Source organism: Streptomyces sp. NBC_00873, assembly GCF_045207415.1.
Classification (GTDB): domain Bacteria; phylum Actinomycetota; class Actinomycetes; order Streptomycetales; family Streptomycetaceae; genus Streptomyces.
The window spans coordinates 6,526,043-6,543,551 of record NZ_CP108803.1 but is presented as its reverse complement, the minus strand read 5'-3'; the positions used below and the strand labels follow the sequence as shown (position 1 = coordinate 6,543,551).

The window sequence follows — 17,509 nt, the reverse complement described above, 5'->3', positions numbered from 1 at the left end:
TACCGGCGTCAAGACTGCCACTGAGCCCGGGGTCCGGGGCGCCGGCCCGCGCCGGCGGGAATGCCCTGGACCGCGGCAGGGTTGAGCAGCGTCATGAGTGAGATTTCAGAAACCGAGGTCCTGCGCTACACCGCCTTCTCCGCCGACCCGCAGGGCGGCAATCCGGCGGGGGTCGTCCTGGACGCGTCCGGTCTCGACGACGCGGCGATGCTCGCGATCGCGGCGGAACTCGGCTACAGCGAGTCGGCCTTCCTGACCGGACCGGGCACTCCGGGCGAATCGGGCGAATCGGGCGGTCGCGGCTACACGATCCGCTACTTCAGCCCGAAGGCCGAAGTCCCGTTCTGCGGCCATGCCACCGTCGCGACAGCCATCGCCCTCGCCGAGCGCAACGGCCCCGGCGACCTGGTGTTCACCACTCAGGCGGGTACGGTCCCGGTCACCGTCGCCCAGGACGGCACCGAACTGCGCGCCACCCTCACGAGCGTCGAACCGCACGTCATGGATGCCGCCCCGGACGACCTGGCCGAGGCGCTGGCCGCCCTGGACTGGCCTGCCGGCGACCTGGACCCGGCCCTGCCGCCACGGATCGCCTATGCGGGCGCCCGTCATCTGGTGCTGGCCGCCGGAAGCCGGGAGCGCCTCGCCGACCTCGACTACGACTTCGCCCGCCTCGAAGCGCTGATGCACCGGCTCGACCTGACCACGGTCCAGCTGGTGTGGCGCGAGTCGGCGACCGTCTTCCACGTCCGCGACCCGTTCCCGGTCGGCGGCGTGGTCGAGGACCCGGCGACGGGTGCGGCGGCGGCCGCCTTCGGCGCGTACCTGCGCGAGCTGGCGCTCGTCCCGGACGCCGCGGTCCTCACCCTCCACCAGGGCCGGGACATGGGCCGCCCCGGCACGCTCACGGTCGAACTGCGCGCGGGCGACGCGCGGGTGCGGGTGAGCGGCACGGGAACGCGTATCCCCGCGGCGGAGTGAGCAACCGGCCGAGGGCGGACTGCTGACGTCACCGAGGGGTGTGCCGGGCGTGGGCGGTGCCGAAGCCCGTGCCCGGCTCGCGGTCGACGTTTCGACAACACGGCGAGGTGCCGTAGCTGTCGTCGTGCGCCCGTCAGGGATTACGGGAAAGCCCTTGGAAGGCCGACCACCCCAGCAGTAACGGCCTCCCCCGCGGTAGGGGGTGGATCGGCGAGCGGCGTCGTGCGGCTTCGATGGCAAGGCGGAGGACGGAGTCGACGCGGAGCGTCGGTGACTGACGACGACGCCGCAAGCGGAGTCGCGGGGCGCCGGGAGCCCACTCCTGTCGCGGGGCAGGCCGTAAGATACTGGCAGTCCGGTTTCCCCTTTCAGTCAGACCCCTGTGGCGCCGACCACGCCATGACCAGAGAGACTCGTAGCTGATGGCCCAGCAGGCGCGTGCGATCCAGACTCGACGGTCGATCCTGGTGGCGGCCGCCGCCGTGTTCGACGAGCGTGGCTACAGCAGCGCCACCATCAGCGAGATCCTCGCCCGGGCGGGGGTGACCAAGGGCGCGCTGTACTTCCACTTCAGCTCGAAGGAAGAGCTGGCGCTCGGCGTGATGGACGTCCAGCTGGACATTTTCCCGCTGCCGCCGCAGCCGACGAAGCTTCAGGAGCTGGTGGACCAGGGGATGATTCTCGCCCATCGGCTCCGCCACGAACCCCTGGTGAGGGCAAGTGTCGGGCTGGCGATGGACCAGGCGGTCGAGGGGCTCGACCGGGGCACACCGTTCCGGGCCTGGATCGACCGGCTCGAACATCTGTTGAGCGCTGCCAGGAGCCAGGGCGAGCTGCTGCCACACGTGCATCCGCGTGAGACCGCCGAGCTGCTGGCGGGCGCCTTCTCCGGAATCCAGGTGATGTCCCAGGTCCTTTGCCGGCGTGAGGACTTGGGGCGCCGGATCTCCGTACTGCTGCATTACGTCCTGCCGAGCATCTCGACGCCCACCGTGCTGGCCACGCTCGACATGTCCGAGGATCGCGGCGGGCGGCTGCTCTCGCGGCTGGAATCCGTGCCGAGCCAGGCCGGCGCCACCGGCTGAATGCCTGGCCGATGCGCGTGAGGCCTCAGCTGCACTGCCTCCCTCGGTTCCGGCGGCCATCGCCTCCAGGGAGATCATCGTGGTGAGCAGCCCCGCATCGCCCGCGACCCCCAGCGTCTCGGGCGCGAAGCCGTCCAGCAGTCCCGCTGTCAGCTGGACGCTGTCACCTCCGCCATGCTCCAGGAACTGCAGCAGATTGCTCCAGTACAGCCAGCCCCGCCAACGCCGCTGTGCGCCTCCTCGTCCGAGAAAACGCTGTCCGCGTCATCGATGACGGTCAGTGCTGTCCACGAGGGCGGCGGTTCCGGGCGTCCACCGCGAACACCAGCCTGCACGCCGACACATCCTCGGCCGTGTATACCTGAACCCGCTCACCGGGCCGTACGGTCGGCTCCGCACCACCCAGCGCCCGCATGATCTGCTCGCCGACCGCGTCCACCGGACCGCCGCGCGCCCCCGCACCGATCAGCCCGGCGACTGCCGCCTCCGCCCGCCACAGCCACCGGTCGGCTGAAGGGTCACGCAGATACGCGACGAGCAGATCCGCCGGATTGACCCACCCGGTCTCCGAGAGCTCACCGGGCAGTCCCTTGCGTACGTTCGCGTAGTACTGGCGTGCTCGCTTCTCGCTCTCGTCCCCGTACGGCCGCCAGACCGGGGAAGCAGGACCCGCACCCGCGTACCCCGTGTCCTGGACCCGGCGCTGCCACTCCTTCACATCCGCGTACGTCAGTTGGAAGACCCGCAGACCGTCCGCCCTCAACCTCAACCGACGGTGGCGCTGTGGGCAATTCCTCGACAGGGGAAGCCCTTTCATCGGAGCCCTGTCGACAGCGCGGTTGGGGGGATCGGTGCGGAACAGATGCACATGCTGTGCACCGTTGGCGAAGGCTCCCGGCCGGGGCCGGCAGAACTGATCTTGTGTGTCCGGTCCGCGATACGTTGAGCCTCCGCAGCAGCAGCTCGGGGAGAGGAAGCAGCAGCGATGAGGAACGACCGGCACCGGACACCCGGCCGCAAGAGGATCACCGTCGCGGCCGTCGCACTTGCCGCGTCGGCGGTGGGTTTCTCCGTCGCCGCCCAGGACGACGCCCCCTCCGTGGACGTCGATGTCGCAGAGCAGCCGGACCGGGCCGAACTGATCCGCATGTGGGATGACTTGCTGGCCGAGGACGGCGAGGAGCTGCCCAACACCTCCACCATGAGTACCGAGGAGATCAGGGCAGCGTGGGGGCGGGAGTACGCCGAGCATGCCGACGCGTCGAACGACGACATGGGCGTCGACCTGTGCTCCGGCTGGACAGTCCTTTACGACCCGCGCTGCTGGTAGACGCCCGGTGGCGCCACCGGGGCACATGAAGGAACACGAATGGCATGCCCATGCCATTTACGAAAGGGAGAGATGAACCTCAAGCGCATAGCCGTCACGGCGGCATGTACCTCCGCCCTCCTGAGCAGCCTGCTGGCCCCCGCTGCCGTCGCGCAGGGGCAGAACGAGGCGAACCCCGGTGTCGCCGTCGACACCGACACCCCTTCGGCGCGGGAAGTGGCGGAGTTCTGGACCCCGGAGCGGACCCGGGAAGCCCTCGCGCACCCCGAGCCGCTGTTGAAGGCCGACCCGAAGCGAGGCCTCGACCGGAAGCCGTCATCCGGAAGGCTCGCCAAGCCCGTCTCCGTCGACGCGGCACGGCCCACGTCGGACTCCCCTGCGGCCCGGACCGCCACCCTGCAGACTGCGGGCACCGAGGCCGCGGTTGCCCAGGAGATCACCGTCGCGCAGGAGGTGCCCTACTCGACCTCGATCCCCAATGTCGTCGTGGGCAAGCTGCTCTACCAGAAGCCCAACGGCGACACGGGCCACTGCACGGCGTCGGTGATCGTCTCCGACACCAAGAACACCGTCTGGACCGCGGGTCACTGCGTGCACACGGGCAGCGGCGGTGCGGCCGGCTGGTTCAGCAACATCAGGTTCATCCCCGGGTACAAGGACGGCCAGCAGCCGTGGGGCGAGTGGGTCGAGGACCGCAAGTACGCCCCCAGCTCGTACACCGAGGGCGGTGACCAGCTCGAGAGCGACCTGGCCGCCGTCGTGCTCCAGCCGCTGGCCGGCTACGGCAACCTCCAGGACAACATCGGCGGCCTCGGCTACCGCTTCGGCGGCGAGACCGACTACGCGGACGCCTTCACCGTCGGCTACCCGGGCGAGGGCTACAACCGCACCGACATGACCGGCGAGCGCATGATGTACTGCCGCGGCAACACCGAGGACCTTTGGTGGTGGGTGCCCACCGACGACCGCGTCAAGATGGACTGCGACATGGGCAAGGGCGCAAGCGGCGGCCCGATGTTCATCGGCGCGTTCAACTACAACCCGCAGATCATCGGTGCCAACAGCCATTACCAGGAGGACGCCACGACGGGCAAGCGCGTCAACGACGACCTGATCTCCTCGCTGCATGACCTCAACGCTGCAAACGTCATCAACGCCGTGAACGACAGCGCCTGACCGTACCGGGCTCGGGGTCCGGCGCCGACCGCGCTCGACGAGCAACAGGCCGGCCGACTGGCCGGCCTGTTGCGCTGCCAGTTGGGCCTGGGCGGAGCTGTACCGGCATGACGGCATGCCGCTTGACGTGGTCCGACGAATGATGCGCGGTCGATCCGCGCGGTGCGCGACAAGGTCCTCACATCGGTCATCGCGCGGCAGCACGGGCTACCGGTTCCGGTGACCTATTCGGCACCGAGGGCCACGCTGTTCGCGGGTGTTCCCGACGAGCTCTTCCCCCTGGTGGTCAAGCCCGCCGACGGCAGCTCGGGGCGTGGGGTGCGGCTCGTGTCGGAACCGGGGCGGCTGGCGGAGGTGGAGCAGGCGGGGGAGGGCCAACTCATCGCACAGCCCTACGTGTCCAATCCGGGCTCCGATCTGAAGGTCTATTGTCTCGCGGGTGAGTTCCACGCGACCTTGCGTCGCTCCCCGCTCCACCCGGACGGGCCGGTCGACGAGGGAGCCGTCCCCTGCCCGCCGAGGTGGCCGCAGCGGCGGCGAAGGTGGGAGCGGTGTTCGGCCTCGATCTGTACGGCATCGACGTGGTGCTCGGCCCCGACGGCCCCGTGATCGTCGACATCAACGACTTCCCGAGTTTCCGCCAGGTTCCCGATGCCGTATCCCGGTTGGCCGGAGCCGTCCTCGACCTGGCGAGGACGGGCGGCGCTGCCAGGACGGGCGTGCCTGCCTTTGCTCCGCGCATTCCCGCGCGGCCGCAAATCCCCCATGGCCGGCCTCATCCGCACCCCGTCCCTGGCCCCGAAGCGGACATGCTGGCAGCCGTGCCGGGAGCCGCGCAGATATGAGGGTGTGTCTGCTGACCGCAACACCGTTGCGTTTACGTCCGTGAGCGGTTCGAGAGCCCGTGTTCGAAGAACGTGACGGTGGTGTGGACGGTGTAGTTCTGACTGGTCGTGGGGTGTTGTCCGGCGTTCGGTCCGTACTTGCTGGTGGGGTTCTTGCGGGTGCGAGCCTTGACGCGGTGCCGGTGGCGGCCGGGGTGCAGGGCGTCGAGGACGGCCCGGCCGATGGTGCCGACGAGCTCGGCGGGTCCTGCCGGGGGCAGGATTCCGGTCGCGGACAAGCACCGGTGTCCGGACGTGGCAGGCTGGACCCCATGAACGCCGACACGACCAGCCGCCCGGACGGTACGGACACCGACGATGCGGACCGGTCCCCCTGGGACACCATCGACCACCTCCTCAGCTGGCTCGACGCGGGAACCGGCATCCGCCCCGAGCAGGATCTCCTGCTGCGGATGCTGAAACTCTCGGAGGAGGTCGGCGAGGTCGCCCAGGCCGTCATCGGGACCCTCGGTCACAACCCGCGCAAGGGCGTCACCCATTCCTGGCAGGACGTGGAGGCGGAACTCTGCGACGTCATCGTGACGGCGATGGTCGCCCTCCGCACCCTCACCCCCGAGGCGCCCCAGGTCTTCGCGGGGCATCTGCGCCGGATCGCGGCACGGGTGCCCTCGCAGGAGGGGACCGGCGAGGCGGACGGCGCCCCCGGCTCCTGACGGCCGCTCCCCTACCGGGCAGCGACATCCGCCCTCTTCATCGGCTGGGTGAATGGAGTCGGGCGGCGAAGGCCGGCGTGTACGGGGCCGGCACCCTCGCCCGGGGCACCGCTCCCTGGCCTGTCCGTCACCTCTACCGCCACCGATTCCACCGCTCCCGTTGCCGTCCCTGTGTCGCGGCGACGGGAGCGGCCGCGCAATGCGCGCCGGACAGCCTTCAGTTCGTATGCGGGCGACCGTCGGCGGCGTCATGGGTCTGCTTCAGGGCCATGGGGTAGGCCGATGGACCGGCAGGGCTGCACAGCGTGTCGGGGGCGCGGTGGGGGCGGAGGTCTCTGAGGACCGACTCGACTTCACAGAGGAAGGATTGATAGGAGGTCAGGCGCTGCCATTCGGAGTCGGGGATGCCGGGCACCGTGGCGGCGCATGCTGACCAACTTGCCACCAGTTCGGCGTACAGCGGTGTGTCACTTGCCGTGTCTGCATAAGACTGGCCCGGCATGAACGCGCCGGAAAGCTGCTCGCGCGATGCGCGCGCTCCGTGAGCCACATCCAGCTGGGGCCTCGGACGCAGCCGGGCATGAGAGGGGCGTGGGGCCTGCGAGGGGTGCTGAATGGCTGCCGCCGAGCCTCTGCCGATGGCGGTAGCGGATGTGGGTGCGTTCATGACGGTGGTAACGATCAGCCGCCATTTGGGTAACTACCGTCCGACACGGCAAGATTAGATGGAGTTTCACCTTTCTTGGTGCCTTTCAGTCGAAAATCGCTTCAAATCCTGTAGCGGGACGTTGGTACCGACATGGAACCGAGGGAGCTGTGGGAGCGTCATGCCGTACTGGCGCGTGCGTATTTCAGGAATGACGAGGACGTGCGCGATGCGCAGAGCACCCTCGACGAGCAACAGGCGAACCGTATGCGGACGCTGGCTGCGTTCGCGGTGACGCTGGGGAGCGACGGGTCCGTCGCGGATCTCCTCGGGCTCCATGAACGCGAAGTGCGCATGGCTCGCCGCACCGTGGGAAAGGACGATGCCCGGGCCATCGCCAAGGCGCTCCTGGACCACCACGCCGCCGATGCGCACGAGCTGCCTCCCGAGGACGCGGACAGGCGCCCGCCGTACCCGGAATCGGAGGAAAGGCCGGTGTCCCATGATGCTCCGGCCCCACCTCCATGCACCCCTCAGGCCCCGGGCACCCCGGACGCTGCCGACGAAGCGGTCCAAGGAATGGTGTCGTCGTCGGCCGTGGACGCGGTTCTGGTCGGTGCGTGGAGCACCGGGGCCGACCTCTCCGTACTGGCAGGCGAGCTCGGCCTCGACCTCCCCCGCCTCGTCGCCCGCACCCGGTACCTGGAGGCGCAGGGCCGCCTCACCCAGGCCCCTCAGCCTCTGGACCGTTCCGGCCGTCACCGCCGCGTCGAGGGCGCCGAGGCGCCCACCGTGTCCCAGCCCCAGCAGTGGTACTACCCCACCCAGCATCGCCCGTCGCACCAGGCGACAACGTGGGACCAGGCGACGACGTGGGACCAGCAGGCTTCTCACACCACCATGAACTCCGCACCGATGCATGACTGGGACGGCATCCTCGATCAATGGCAGGTCACCACCAGCCCCACGTCCTCCTGGTAGCGAACCGCAACAGAGGTCCCGGCGGCCGCGACTCCGATACCGGCGTGGCGGGTTCCGTCATTCCGCTGCTGTCCGGGCCCACTTCTCCTGAAGGAGCCGATAGTCGATCACCACGATTCCCTCCTCCTGGAGGATTTCGCGGGCCTCCGGCGAGACGAAGAACTCGTAGTCGGTCCGGCGCACCCGCCGGCCGTCGGGCTCGATCGCCTGCGCCTCCTCGTCGCCGAGACCCGGATGAACCGCCCATTCACTGAGACCGGTCGGCAGGGTACGCAGCACGGCGTAGCGGGCCGACTGTCCTGGCGACCAACGCGGATGGGCTGCGGTTCGCGCACGCGCACGGATTCGTCGAAGTCGACCGCTATGTGCTGCCGGGTGACAGTGTGCCCTTCATCGATCTGCGACTGGCCTGAGCGAGCTTGCCGACGGGCGCCGTGCGAACCGGGCCCCCGTCGGCACGTCCGGTTCAGATGACCGGTGGCCGCCCCAGCATCGTCATCCGCCACACCGTGCGCCACCGCATCGGCTGCCGACGCCCGCACGGCGGCTGCCTACGCCCGCACGGGGTACGGAGTCCGCCAGTGCCCCCACGGTCCGCGGCCGACAGAGCGTAGGTGACCAGCACCCGATCGTGAACACCCGCTCATGCTTCGGGCAGGCACCGTCGCAAGCCGAGGGGCGGATGCGGTGGCGTGCTGTCGGCCGCCGCGATCCGTCCCGCCGGACGGCGGACCGGTGCTTCCTCGGTGCGACCGTCAGACGCCCGCCGCTCGGGCCGCCCGATATACTTCGGCCGCCACATCAGCCAGTTCGGCGGCGTCTCGCGTCGTTCCCTGGAGGTCCAGCAGGATCTCCGGCACGCCCACTGCCGCATGGGCCACCAGGTCCTCCACGATCTGGGCAACGCTGCCCTGGAAGGGCTGCCGGTCCGCGCCCTCGAACGGCTTGGCGCTGTATTTCGCATTGGCACGGGCACACACCTCGATCGGCCTCTGCCTGCCACGCTCGGCCGCCAGGTCCTGTACCCGCCGCCACTGTTCGGCCAGTGCCGTGGCACCCATGGCCACAGGCATCCAGCCGTCCGCCCGGTCCACCAGCCGGCGGGTGGCGCGTGGGCTGTTGGCCGGCAGATAGACCGGGATGGGGCGAACGGGCTTGGGGCCGACCTCGGCCGGTGCGATGGTGGTCAGCTCGCCCCGGTACGAGACCGGGTCCGGGCCCCAGACGGCCGCGCAGACGTCCAGCAGTTCGTCCAGGACCGCGCCGCGCTTCTCGAAGGGGGCGACCGAGGCGGCCGCGTACTCGTCGAGTGACCAGCCGGTTCCGAGGCCCGCGATCACCCGGCCGCCGCTCGCGACGTCGATCGAGGCGAGCGATCGGGCCAGCTGGAACGGTACGTGGAGCGGGGCGACCAGGACGCTGGTGCCGAGCCGGGCCCGGTCGGTGGCCGCGGCGGCAAGTGTGAGGGTGACCAGCGGGTCGGCGACGCTGCGGTACTGATCGGGCCACGGCAGCCCCGGTACGCCGTACAGCCCCTGGGTGGCCGGCTCCGGAAAGAGCACGCGCTCGAAGACCCACAGGCTCTCGTACCCGGCCTCCTCCGCCGCGCGTGCCACCGTGGCCACGTCGTGACCGATGTCGTACTGCTTCATCTGCGGAAGACCGAGACCGAGCGAGACCGGCATGCGTGCACTCCTTCACGAGGACGACGAGACAACTACCGTATGTCATCCGCCGATTGCCTGCGGTCAACGAGGTGGGTAAGGACGGGTGAATGTGCGCGCCGACGGGTGGCTTCCAGGTCGTGATGGCCGAGACCCGGACACCCTTGCCGGCTGCCCCGTGGCCGGTGACCGCGTGCATCGCCTCGTCCAGCTTGCCCCCAGGCCGTGTACGGGACGACCCTGGAGGAGGCATCGCCTGCGGCTCGGAGAACTCGGCATCAGGCTGTGCATCCGGAGACGACGGAGAGGTGCCGGCCGTGGACGGTCGGGAACCTGTGGCGAAGCAGCCCGGCGCGCGTGGCCACCGGGCTGTGCCGCACACCGCGGACATGCGGGTGGAGGCGTGGTCGCCGACGGCCGAGGGCTGCATCGGCGAGGCGGTGCGCGCGGTGGTGGAGGGCTTCGCCGACACGTCCGGGGCCGCAGTCGCCGGGGAACGCGAATGCGTGGTCGCGGCGCAGTCCGACGAGGATCTGCTGGTGTCCGTCCTGGAGGAGGTCGTCTACCGGATGGATACCGACGGTGAGATCCCGCTCGATGTGGAGGTGGGGCCGATCCGGTCGGCGGGGGGGAGCCGGGAGCTGTCGGTCCGCTTCCGGATGGCAGACGTCGGCACCACCGTGCCGGTCGGTGCGGTACCCAAGGCCGTTTCGCTGCACGACCTGCAGCTGCGCGGCGGCCCCGGCGGCTGGACCTGCCGGGTGACCCTCGACGTCTGAGTACAGGGCGGGAAAGGGACGGAATCATGGCGCTCACGGTGGCACTGGCCGGCGACACCATGCTCGGGCGCGGCGTCGCCGAGGAGCTGCGCCGCTCGCCGGTGCCGGAGACGCTCGTCTCCGCAGGGGTCAGGGAGGCGATCGCGGAAGCGGACCTGTTCGTGCTCAACCTGGAGTGCTGTGTCTCCGACCGCGGGCACCGCTGGCCCGACCCGCGAAAGGCCTTCTTCTTCCGCGCTCCCTCCGCCGCCGCGAAGGCGCTGGCCGAACTGGGGGTGAACTGTGTGACGCTCGCCAACAACCATGCTCTGGACTACGGGTACGACGCCATGGCCGACACCCGCACCCTGCTGGCCGGGGCGGGCGTCCACGCGGTCGGTGCCGGGGCGAACGCAGGCGCGGCCCGGGAGTTCGCGGTGCTGGAGGCGGGCGGAGTGCGGCTGGCGGTGGTGGGCGTCACGGACCACCCGGAGGAGTACGCGGCCGGGGAGGACAGTCCCGGTGTCGCCTGGGCCGATCTCGATGCGGGCGTGCCCGGCTGGCTGACGGAGTCGGTGGCCCGGGCCGCTGCGGCCGCGGATGTCGTGCTGGTGACTCCGCACTGGGGTCCCAACATGACCTCCCGGCCGCCGCGCCGCGTGTCGACCGCGGCCCCGGAGCTGCTGGCGGCGGGAGCGACGCTGGTCGCCGGGCACTCCGCCCATGTCTTCCACGGGATCGCCGACCGCATCCTCTACGACCTGGGTGACTTCGTCGACGACTACGCCGTCGACCCGGTCCTGCGCAACGACCTCGGGCTCCTCTTCCTGGTGACCCTGGACGGCCCGGATGCCGCACACCTGGTTCCCGCGCAGGTGGAGGCGGTGCCGCTGGCCCTGGACTACTGCCACACCCGCTTGGCGCTCGGCGAGGACCGGGAGTGGATCCGCGAGCGGTTCACCACCGCCTGCGCCGAGTTCGGCACCGCCGTCGCCGATCGGACCGGACGGCTGACGGTCGACTGGAGGTGAGGGACGTGGAGATCGCGCTGGTGGAGAAGAACCAGTACCGCTTCCGGATCGAGCAGCGGGAGCCGATGCGCGTACCCGGGGTGGTGTTCGCCTCGCGGGCGCTGCTGCCGCAGGCGGCGGGGGACAAGGCGCTGGAACAGGTGGCGAACGTGGCGACGCTGCCCGGCATCGTCCGCGCCTCCTTCGCCATGCCCGACGTCCACTGGGGCTACGGCTTCCCGATCGGCGGGGTGGCCGCCACCGACATCTCCCACGGCGGAGTCATCTCGCCCGGCGGCGTCGGGTTCGACATCTCCTGCGGCGTACGGCTGCTGGCCGCCGGCATCGACCGCGAGGCACTCGGCCACGACCGGATGCGGCGGCTGATGGACATCCTCGACAGCACCATCCCCCGCGGCATGGGCCGCGGCGGCCTGTGGAAGCTGTCGGGGGCCGGGGAGATGGACGAGCTGCTGGTCGGCGGCGCTCGCTACGCGGTCGAGTGCGGCCACGGTGTGCCACGCGACCTCGCGCGCTGCGAGGACTACGGCGTCCTGGGCGGCGCGGCCCCGGGGCAGGTGAGCAAGCGCGCCGTCGAGCGCGGCCTCCACCAGGTGGGAAGCCTCGGCTCGGGCAACCACTTCCTGGAGGTCCAGGCGGTCGACCAGGTCTACGACCGGGCCACCGCAGCGGCCTTCGGACTGCGGGTGGGCCAGGTGTGCGTCATGATCCACTGCGGCTCGCGCGGCCTGGGACACCAGGTGTGCACCGACCACGTTCGCGTGATGGACCAGGAACTGCACCGGTACCGCATCCAGGTCCCGGATCGGCAGCTGGCCTGCACGCCGGTCGACTCACCGCGGGGCCGCGCCTACCTGGGGGCGATGGCGGCGGCCGCCAACTACGGCCGGGCCAACCGCCAGCTGCTGTCCGAAGCCGCCCGCCATGCCTTCGCGACGGCTGCGGACGTCGGTCTGGAGCTGGTCTATGACATCTCGCACAACACCGCCAAGCTCGAAACCCACGAAGTGGACGGTGTGGCACGTCCACTGTGCGTCCACCGCAAGGGCGCCACGCGGGCGCTGCCGCCCGGCGACCCGAGCCTGCCCGAGGACCTCGTCGGGGCGGGCCAGCCGGTACTGGTCCCCGGGACGATGGGCACCGCCTCGTACGTGATGGTCGGCCTGCCCGGCAACGAAGCCTTCCATTCCGCCTGCCACGGCGCCGGCCGGGTCTGGAGCCGCCACCACGCGCTGCGCATGGTCCGTGGGGAGCGGCTTCGCGGCGAGCTGGAGGCCCGGGGCATCGCCGTGCGCCCCTCCTCGTGGCGTGGTCTCGCCGAGGAGGCGCCGGAGGCGTACAAGGACGTCGACGCGGTCGCCGCCGTCACCGAGGGCGCGGGACTCGCCCGGCTGATCGCCCGCCTGGTGCCGCTGGGCGTCGTCAAGGGATGAGCCGGCACGAAGCGGGAAGGATGGGCTCGGCTTCCCCGGAGGCCCTGGTCCGTGGGGGTCGGCGACAAGCGGCGGCTCGGCTGGGCCGCGCGGTCCCGTACGCCTGGTTCGTCGCCGCCGAGCAGGCGGGCTCGCCGAGCAGGCGGGCTCCGCGCCACGCAGCCGTCGCTGTCGGCGACGATGATCAAAAACCTCTCCCCCACCGGCGACGAGCACGTCCTCGAAGTGGGCACCTGACCGTGCCGTTCGACGGCCTGCGGCATTCGGCGATGCCCGTCCCGTCCGAGACCGTGGCTGTCGGACTGCTCGGCCCTTCAACTGCCTCTCACTCTCCGTGGTAGAGCCGGTCGGGATCCACCAGGACCACCTCGCCGCGCGCCTCGGCCTCGCGCAGGTGCGGGCTGAACCCGCCGGCGCTGTAGCAGGCCGGCCGAGCCCGGCTCACGTCCTCGCCGCGGTCGGCGAGTTCGGCGAGGATCTGGAGCTGCTCATGCAGGTCGTGCATGTCCATTTCCTCGTCCCAACACGCCCTGCCGACCGAGAGCAGGGCCCCGGCACGGCCGTGGACCTCGCCGTGGACCACCACATCGACGTCGACCGGCCGGTGCCCCTGGGCCTCTGGAAGCGACCCGGCGGAGGCGGTGACGGGTCGGGGGCCGAAGGTGTCCCGGGACGCGAACCCGGTCACCCAGTCCCGGCACACCTGGGCGAAATGTGGCCGGACCACCGCGGATTCGAAGACGGACCGCGCCGACTTCCAGACCTCTGCGGGGCCCTGCTGCGCCAGCGCGATGCGGTTGGGGCGTATGAGGGCGTGGTCGAAGGCGAGCAGCGGCTCGGTGATGCGGTAGCGGGTCACGCCCGGCCGGAAGGCATCGGGTACGCCCTTGACGAGGCCGCAGTCACGCAGCACAGCGAGGATGTGGGGCACCTCGGTGGCCGGGCGGTCCAGCCAGTCGGCGATCGCGCCGGGCGTCGAGCAGCCCTCGGCGATGGCGGCCAGGGTGGAGTGGCACAGACCACGGTCCCAGCCGTCGGGCTCCTGCTCGATGATGTGTCCGGCCTTCCACAACAGCGGAAGGCGGGGGTTGAGGACGGTCCGGCACACCCAGGCGTCGAAATCGTCGGGGCCGGCCGGGATGTCCTCGCCGGCCGGGTCGTACCGGAAGGCGGTGCTTGCGCCGACGACGGCGTGGACCTGGATGGCGAGGCGCGGATCGTCGATGCTCCAGAGCCGCGCGCCCTGCCGGAAGTCCAGGGGCAGGAACTTCAGGTGAAGGTCTGCCGAGGCCGAGGCAGTGCCGAGCAGTCGGCGCATCATCGGCATGGCGCTGCCGCACAGCAGCAGCCTCACCCGGTTGGGCCGGCCCGCCTCGCGCAGTCGGCGGCAGACGCTGTTGACGGCGGAGGGCAGTGCGGGGCTCTGCCGGACGAGCTCGGGGAAGCCGTCGAGGACAACGGGCAGCGGATGTTCGCCCGCGAGAGTCGCGAAGGTGTCGAGCGCGTCCGCCCAGCAGCTCCAGCGGGTCGGGCGGGTGGCACCGGTGTGACGGGCGAGCTGGTCGCCGAGCCGCCGGAGGGACTCCGCCTCCGCCACGTCCTGGGCTCCGAAGTAGAAGCCACCGGTCGCCGAGGTCAGTTGCTGGAGCAGGAAGCTCTTGCCCTGCCGACGGGGCCCGGTGACGATGGCGACCGCGGGCCCTGGCCGGGGATCGCGGGCGAAAGCGACGAGCGCGTCCCATTCGGCCTCACGGTCGAAGAGCTCCTTCGGCCGGGCAGCAGAGGTGGTGGCGGATCGCACGGGTGGGTTGTCCCATCGTTCGGTGGCAGCCTTCAGATCCAGTAGACCTCCGGGGTGGCCGCCGCGCCTCTCAACGAGCGGGACCGGGCAGCGTATGTCAGTGGCGGGATGCGGTGTACGGGCCGATGATGCCGCGCACCACGGTGGTCCGGTGTCGACGTGGGTGTCCGAAGGCGCAGTGAAGGGTCGGGGGGACGGCGACGACGCCGTCCACCGGGCGGCGCAGGCCCGCGACGCGGGGACGGTCCGGGACCGACGCGGAGGGATATCGACGACCTGCCCCGTCCGACGGCCGGTACCCCACCGAGGTACCCGCCGCATCATCCGTTCATCCGAATTCATGGGGTGCGGAGGAATGGGCCCCTGGCGCGCCGGGGCGGCGGTCACGGTGGCTCCGGTGGTGAAGCCGTTCGGCGCTCGCGCCTCCGCGGAACACGAGTAGCGTGGGGCGTGAGGCAGGACCGGTAGAAGTCCGGCTGCCATCCACGAGCGTGAGAACTGCGGGCGGAGCAGCGACGGCGGCCGTCCGGCACTGCTGGTGCAGTCGATGGGGTCGGCTGACATCAGACCTTTCCGCACCGCTCGTAGTCGGTGGCGAACCGAAGAGACCGGCTCGACGGACGTACGTGTCCCGGACGGGCCGCATCCCGCACCGGCGAACGTGACTCCAACGGCCCGTAGAAGCCGCGAGTGTGCCGCATCGCCGACGAGGAGCGACCGTGAGCGGCACGTCTCCCGCCCCGGGAATCCCCGGGCGCAGGTGTCCGCGCGGGGAGTCGCGGCCGGGTTCTGCCGCATCGAGGAGGCTGGACCATGCACTTCGCTGACCGCCGTGACGCGGGGCGGCGACTGGCCGGGCAGCTGACGCACCTCGCGGGCGAGGACGTCGTCGTCCTCGGGCTTCCCCGTGGTGGCGTGCTGGTGGCGGCCGAGGTCGCCGAGGCCCTCGGAGCGCCGCTGGACATCATCGTGGTGCGCAAGCTCGGCGTGCCGTTCCAGCCGGAGCTGGGCATGGGAGCCATCGGTGAGGACGGCGTGCGTGTCGTCAACGAGGAGGTGATGCGTGCGACGCGAACGGCCGAGGAGGAACTGGCCGCTGTGGAGGAGCGGGAGCGTGCGGAGCTGGACAGGCGTGCCCGGCGCTACCGGGGCAGCCGGCGACGTACCGGGGTCAGGGGCCGGACGGCGGTCGTCGTCGACGACGGCGTCGCCACCGGGTCGACCGCCCGGGCCGCCTGCCTGATCGCCCGCGGCCAGGGAGCGACCCGGGTGGTGCTCGCCGTCCCCGTGGCACCGGAAGGCTGGACCGCCAGGATGCAGGACGCCGCCGATGAGCTGGTGTGCCTGACCACCCCGGTCGGCTTCCTCGGGATCGGGCAGTTCTACGAGGACTTCGCGCAGACCACCGACTCCGAGGTCATCGCCTGCCTCGAGCGGGCGGCAGACCGGTTGCCAGGGAGCGATCCGCTGGGCTCGGCCGCGCAGGATGCAGCACGATCCGCCGCTCCGCCCGTTGCGGATCCGGACGTCGTCGTGCACGCCGGACCGGTCCGGCTCGCCGGGCAGTTGGCCGTCCCCGAAGGGGCGACGGGCTTCGTGGTGTTCGCTCACGGCAGCGGCAGCAGCCGGCACAGCCCGCGCAACCGCTCCGTCTCGAACTCGCTGAACAAGGTCGGCCTGGCCACGCTGTTGTTCGACCTCCTCACGGCGGAGGAAGAACTGGACCGGGCCAACGTCTTCGACACCGCCCTGCTGGGCCGCCGCCTGACCGACGCCACCCGTTGGCTGCTCGAACAGCCCGAGGCCCAAGGCCTCGCGGTGGGCTACTTCGGCGCCAGCACCGGCGCGGCCGCCGCGTTGTGGGCGGCGGCGGAGCCGGGCGCCCCGGTCGTGGCGGTCGTCTCCCGCGGCGGCAGGCCCGATCTGGCCGGGCCCCGTCTGCCGGCGGTGACCGCGCCCACGTTGCTCATCGTCGGAGGCGAGGACGAGGTGGTGCTGAATCTCAACCGCCAGGCCCAGGCACAGCTGCGCTGCGAGAGCCGACTCGCCGTGGTCCCCGGCGCCACTCACCTGTTCGAGGAGCCTGGTGCTCTCGCAAAGGTGGCGGACCTGGCCGCAGAGTGGTTCACCGGCCACCTGGGTCGTCGCGCAGGACCGGCAGGTTGAGCGTCGACACGCCGCGCGGCCACCGCCGCGCGCCGGCACAGCTGCCCACGCCCGCGGGTCCGTGTCGTGATGGGCGCAGTGCGTGAAGGACGACGGCGCTCGAACGGAGCCGGTGCCCCGGTACTTTGCCGAGAGCCGCGAGACCTACGACGGCCGTACTCCGAGCAGGCCCGGCGCACCGTGGACGAGGAGGCGGCCCCGGCCGGGGAGACGGCCGTCCATCCAGGACCTGCCGGCTGGCGGTCTCGTGCGGTCCACCCGCGAACTCGGACGGGGGAGGCTTTGCGCGAGGCATTCGACGGTGTGGGACGAGGCCATCTATGCAACCCGCTTGTCTACGCGCATCATTGGGTTGCTTCGCTCGCACAACCATCCCCGGCCGCGGCGTGGGCATCCCCGCTTCACCTGTGCCTGTCCCCGGTCGACACGCATCTTGTCATGCACTTGTCATTTCCTAGGGGAGGCAACACGATGGCTTGCGGATCCACCAGCCTGTGGGCCGGTGAAACCAGCTGGTTCTGCTGTGGCAATGCCTGGGGCCCATGCTCCAGCGCCGGCGGCGGCGCCTGCGGCAACTGCCAGTCCAGCGCACGCCACGGCGCGTGGCCCAACGCCTCACAGGCATGCTGGAACATCACCCGGCCCGACCTCTGTGGCGAGAACATTCCCAGACGCGGCTGCGGTGCGGTGATGAACGTGAAACACCAGTGCTCGGGCGCGACGGTGTGCATCACGATCACCGACTGCGGCCCACGCACCAAGGACTGGTGCGGAGAGGCGACGTGCTGCAACGGCACCTGTCGCACCAACCGCGTCCTCGACCTGACCCCGGCCGCCTTCTCGGCGATCGGCAACCTGAGCTCCGGCAAGCTGCCGGTCTACATCTACGAGTGAGGAGG

At 70.9% G+C, this 17,509-nt stretch carries 18 protein-coding genes and 1 pseudogene; 14 read left to right on the top strand and 5 right to left on the bottom strand.

Annotated elements, in window-relative coordinates:
- Positions 1-93: 93 nt before the first annotated feature.
- Positions 94-981, top strand: coding sequence for a PhzF family phenazine biosynthesis protein (locus OH809_RS30205; RefSeq protein WP_406515922.1), 888 nt, complete (start codon positions 94-96; stop codon positions 979-981).
- Positions 982-1,403: 422 nt separating this feature from the next.
- Positions 1,404-2,066, top strand: a complete 663-nt coding sequence (locus tag OH809_RS30200; RefSeq protein ID WP_406418920.1) for a ScbR family autoregulator-binding transcription factor — start codon at positions 1,404-1,406, stop codon at positions 2,064-2,066.
- A gap of 277 nt (positions 2,067-2,343) precedes the next feature.
- Here the strand turns inward: OH809_RS30200 and OH809_RS30195 are convergent, their stop codons facing one another.
- Positions 2,344-2,829, bottom strand: a complete 486-nt coding sequence (locus OH809_RS30195; protein ID WP_406515921.1) for a hypothetical protein — start codon at positions 2,827-2,829, stop codon at positions 2,344-2,346.
- 222 nt (positions 2,830-3,051) lie between these two features.
- On the opposite strand from OH809_RS30195, the gene OH809_RS30190 reads away from it, so the two are divergent.
- The 3 genes from OH809_RS30190 (at position 3,052) to OH809_RS30180 (ending at position 5,417) form a co-directional block, all read left to right on the top strand.
- Positions 3,052-3,396 (top strand): hypothetical protein, encoded by a 345-nt coding sequence (locus OH809_RS30190; protein WP_406515920.1) that lies wholly within the window; start codon positions 3,052-3,054, stop codon positions 3,394-3,396.
- A gap of 72 nt (positions 3,397-3,468) precedes the next feature.
- Positions 3,469-4,572, top strand: a complete 1,104-nt coding sequence (locus tag OH809_RS30185; protein WP_406515919.1) for a trypsin-like serine peptidase — start codon at positions 3,469-3,471, stop codon at positions 4,570-4,572.
- A 551-nt stretch (positions 4,573-5,123) separates the two neighbouring features.
- A complete protein-coding gene (locus tag OH809_RS30180) occupies positions 5,124-5,417 on the top strand; it encodes a hypothetical protein (RefSeq protein ID WP_406418928.1) in 294 nt (97 codons plus the stop codon).
- A 32-nt stretch (positions 5,418-5,449) separates the two neighbouring features.
- Here the strand turns inward: OH809_RS30180 and OH809_RS30175 are convergent, their stop codons facing one another.
- A complete protein-coding gene (locus tag OH809_RS30175) occupies positions 5,450-5,695 on the bottom strand; it encodes a hypothetical protein (protein WP_406418930.1) in 246 nt (81 codons plus the stop codon).
- 33 nt (positions 5,696-5,728) lie between these two features.
- Here OH809_RS30175 and OH809_RS30170 point away from each other — a divergent pair, with 33 nt between their 5' ends.
- Together OH809_RS30170 and OH809_RS30165 are read left to right on the top strand one after the other, a co-directional pair.
- A complete protein-coding gene (locus OH809_RS30170) occupies positions 5,729-6,130 on the top strand; it encodes a MazG-like family protein (protein ID WP_406418931.1) in 402 nt (133 codons plus the stop codon).
- Between the two features lie 799 nt (positions 6,131-6,929).
- Positions 6,930-7,757: a hypothetical protein gene (locus OH809_RS30165; protein ID WP_406418933.1), complete on the top strand. Its 828-nt coding sequence runs from the start codon at positions 6,930-6,932 to the stop codon at positions 7,755-7,757.
- A 57-nt stretch (positions 7,758-7,814) separates the two neighbouring features.
- Here OH809_RS30165 and OH809_RS30160 read toward each other — a convergent pair whose 3' ends face one another.
- The gene (locus tag OH809_RS30160; RefSeq protein ID WP_406515918.1) at positions 7,815-8,036 is read right to left on the bottom strand and encodes a hypothetical protein; all 222 of its coding nucleotides are present in this window, start codon (positions 8,034-8,036) and stop codon (positions 7,815-7,817) included.
- Between the two features lie 17 nt (positions 8,037-8,053).
- Between OH809_RS30160 and OH809_RS30155 the strand changes: the two are divergent.
- A pseudogene (locus tag OH809_RS30155) lies at positions 8,054-8,170 on the top strand (GNAT family N-acetyltransferase); the annotation flags it as partial.
- A gap of 342 nt (positions 8,171-8,512) precedes the next feature.
- On the opposite strand, the gene OH809_RS30150 reads toward OH809_RS30155, so the two are convergent.
- A complete protein-coding gene (locus OH809_RS30150; RefSeq protein WP_406515917.1) occupies positions 8,513-9,442 on the bottom strand; it encodes an LLM class F420-dependent oxidoreductase in 930 nt (309 codons plus the stop codon).
- 296 nt (positions 9,443-9,738) lie between these two features.
- Between OH809_RS30150 and OH809_RS30145 the strand changes: the two genes are divergently transcribed.
- Genes OH809_RS30145 through OH809_RS30130 form a run of 4 tightly spaced genes read left to right on the top strand, consistent with a single transcriptional unit; the run spans position 9,739 to position 12,880 of the window.
- Entirely contained in the window at positions 9,739-10,200 is a 462-nt protein-coding gene (locus OH809_RS30145) for an archease (RefSeq protein WP_406515916.1), read from the top strand.
- 26 nt (positions 10,201-10,226) lie between these two features.
- Positions 10,227-11,210, top strand: coding sequence for a CapA family protein (locus OH809_RS30140; RefSeq protein ID WP_406515915.1), 984 nt, complete (start codon positions 10,227-10,229; stop codon positions 11,208-11,210).
- Positions 11,211-11,215: 5 nt separating this feature from the next.
- Positions 11,216-12,643, top strand: a complete 1,428-nt coding sequence (locus OH809_RS30135) for an RtcB family protein (protein ID WP_406418942.1) — start codon at positions 11,216-11,218, stop codon at positions 12,641-12,643.
- A 51-nt stretch (positions 12,644-12,694) separates the two neighbouring features.
- Positions 12,695-12,880, top strand: a complete 186-nt coding sequence (locus OH809_RS30130) for a hypothetical protein (protein WP_406515914.1) — start codon at positions 12,695-12,697, stop codon at positions 12,878-12,880.
- Positions 12,881-12,968: 88 nt separating this feature from the next.
- On the opposite strand, the gene OH809_RS30125 is transcribed toward OH809_RS30130, so the two are convergent.
- A complete protein-coding gene (locus tag OH809_RS30125) occupies positions 12,969-14,444 on the bottom strand; it encodes an ATP-binding protein (protein ID WP_406515913.1) in 1,476 nt (491 codons plus the stop codon).
- Positions 14,445-15,257: 813 nt separating this feature from the next.
- On the opposite strand from OH809_RS30125, the gene OH809_RS30120 reads away from it, so the two are divergent.
- Both OH809_RS30120 and OH809_RS30115 read left to right on the top strand, forming a co-directional pair.
- A complete protein-coding gene (locus OH809_RS30120) occupies positions 15,258-16,610 on the top strand; it encodes a phosphoribosyltransferase family protein (protein ID WP_406418946.1) in 1,353 nt (450 codons plus the stop codon).
- 690 nt (positions 16,611-17,300) lie between these two features.
- Positions 17,301-17,504 carry an RlpA-like double-psi beta-barrel domain-containing protein gene (locus OH809_RS30115; RefSeq protein WP_326603381.1) on the top strand — a complete coding sequence of 68 codons (204 nt, stop codon included), beginning with the start codon at positions 17,301-17,303 and terminating at the stop codon, positions 17,502-17,504.
- The last annotated feature ends 5 nt before the right edge of the window (positions 17,505-17,509 follow it).

Coding starts and splice junctions, on each gene's coding strand:
- OH809_RS30205 (WP_406515922.1), top strand. CDS start 94: ATGAGTGAGATTTCAGAAACCGAGGTCCTGCGCTACACCGCCTTCTCC.
- OH809_RS30200 (WP_406418920.1), top strand. CDS start 1,404: ATGGCCCAGCAGGCGCGTGCGATCCAGACTCGACGGTCGATCCTGGTG.
- OH809_RS30190 (WP_406515920.1), top strand. CDS start 3,052: ATGAGGAACGACCGGCACCGGACACCCGGCCGCAAGAGGATCACCGTC.
- OH809_RS30185 (WP_406515919.1), top strand. CDS start 3,469: ATGAACCTCAAGCGCATAGCCGTCACGGCGGCATGTACCTCCGCCCTC.
- OH809_RS30170 (WP_406418931.1), top strand. CDS start 5,729: ATGAACGCCGACACGACCAGCCGCCCGGACGGTACGGACACCGACGAT.
- OH809_RS30165 (WP_406418933.1), top strand. CDS start 6,930: ATGGAACCGAGGGAGCTGTGGGAGCGTCATGCCGTACTGGCGCGTGCG.
- OH809_RS30150 (WP_406515917.1), bottom strand. CDS start 9,442: ATGCCGGTCTCGCTCGGTCTCGGTCTTCCGCAGATGAAGCAGTACGAC.
- OH809_RS30140 (WP_406515915.1), top strand. CDS start 10,227: ATGGCGCTCACGGTGGCACTGGCCGGCGACACCATGCTCGGGCGCGGC.
- OH809_RS30120 (WP_406418946.1), top strand. CDS start 15,258: ATGCACTTCGCTGACCGCCGTGACGCGGGGCGGCGACTGGCCGGGCAG.
- OH809_RS30115 (WP_326603381.1), top strand. CDS start 17,301: ATGAACGTGAAACACCAGTGCTCGGGCGCGACGGTGTGCATCACGATC.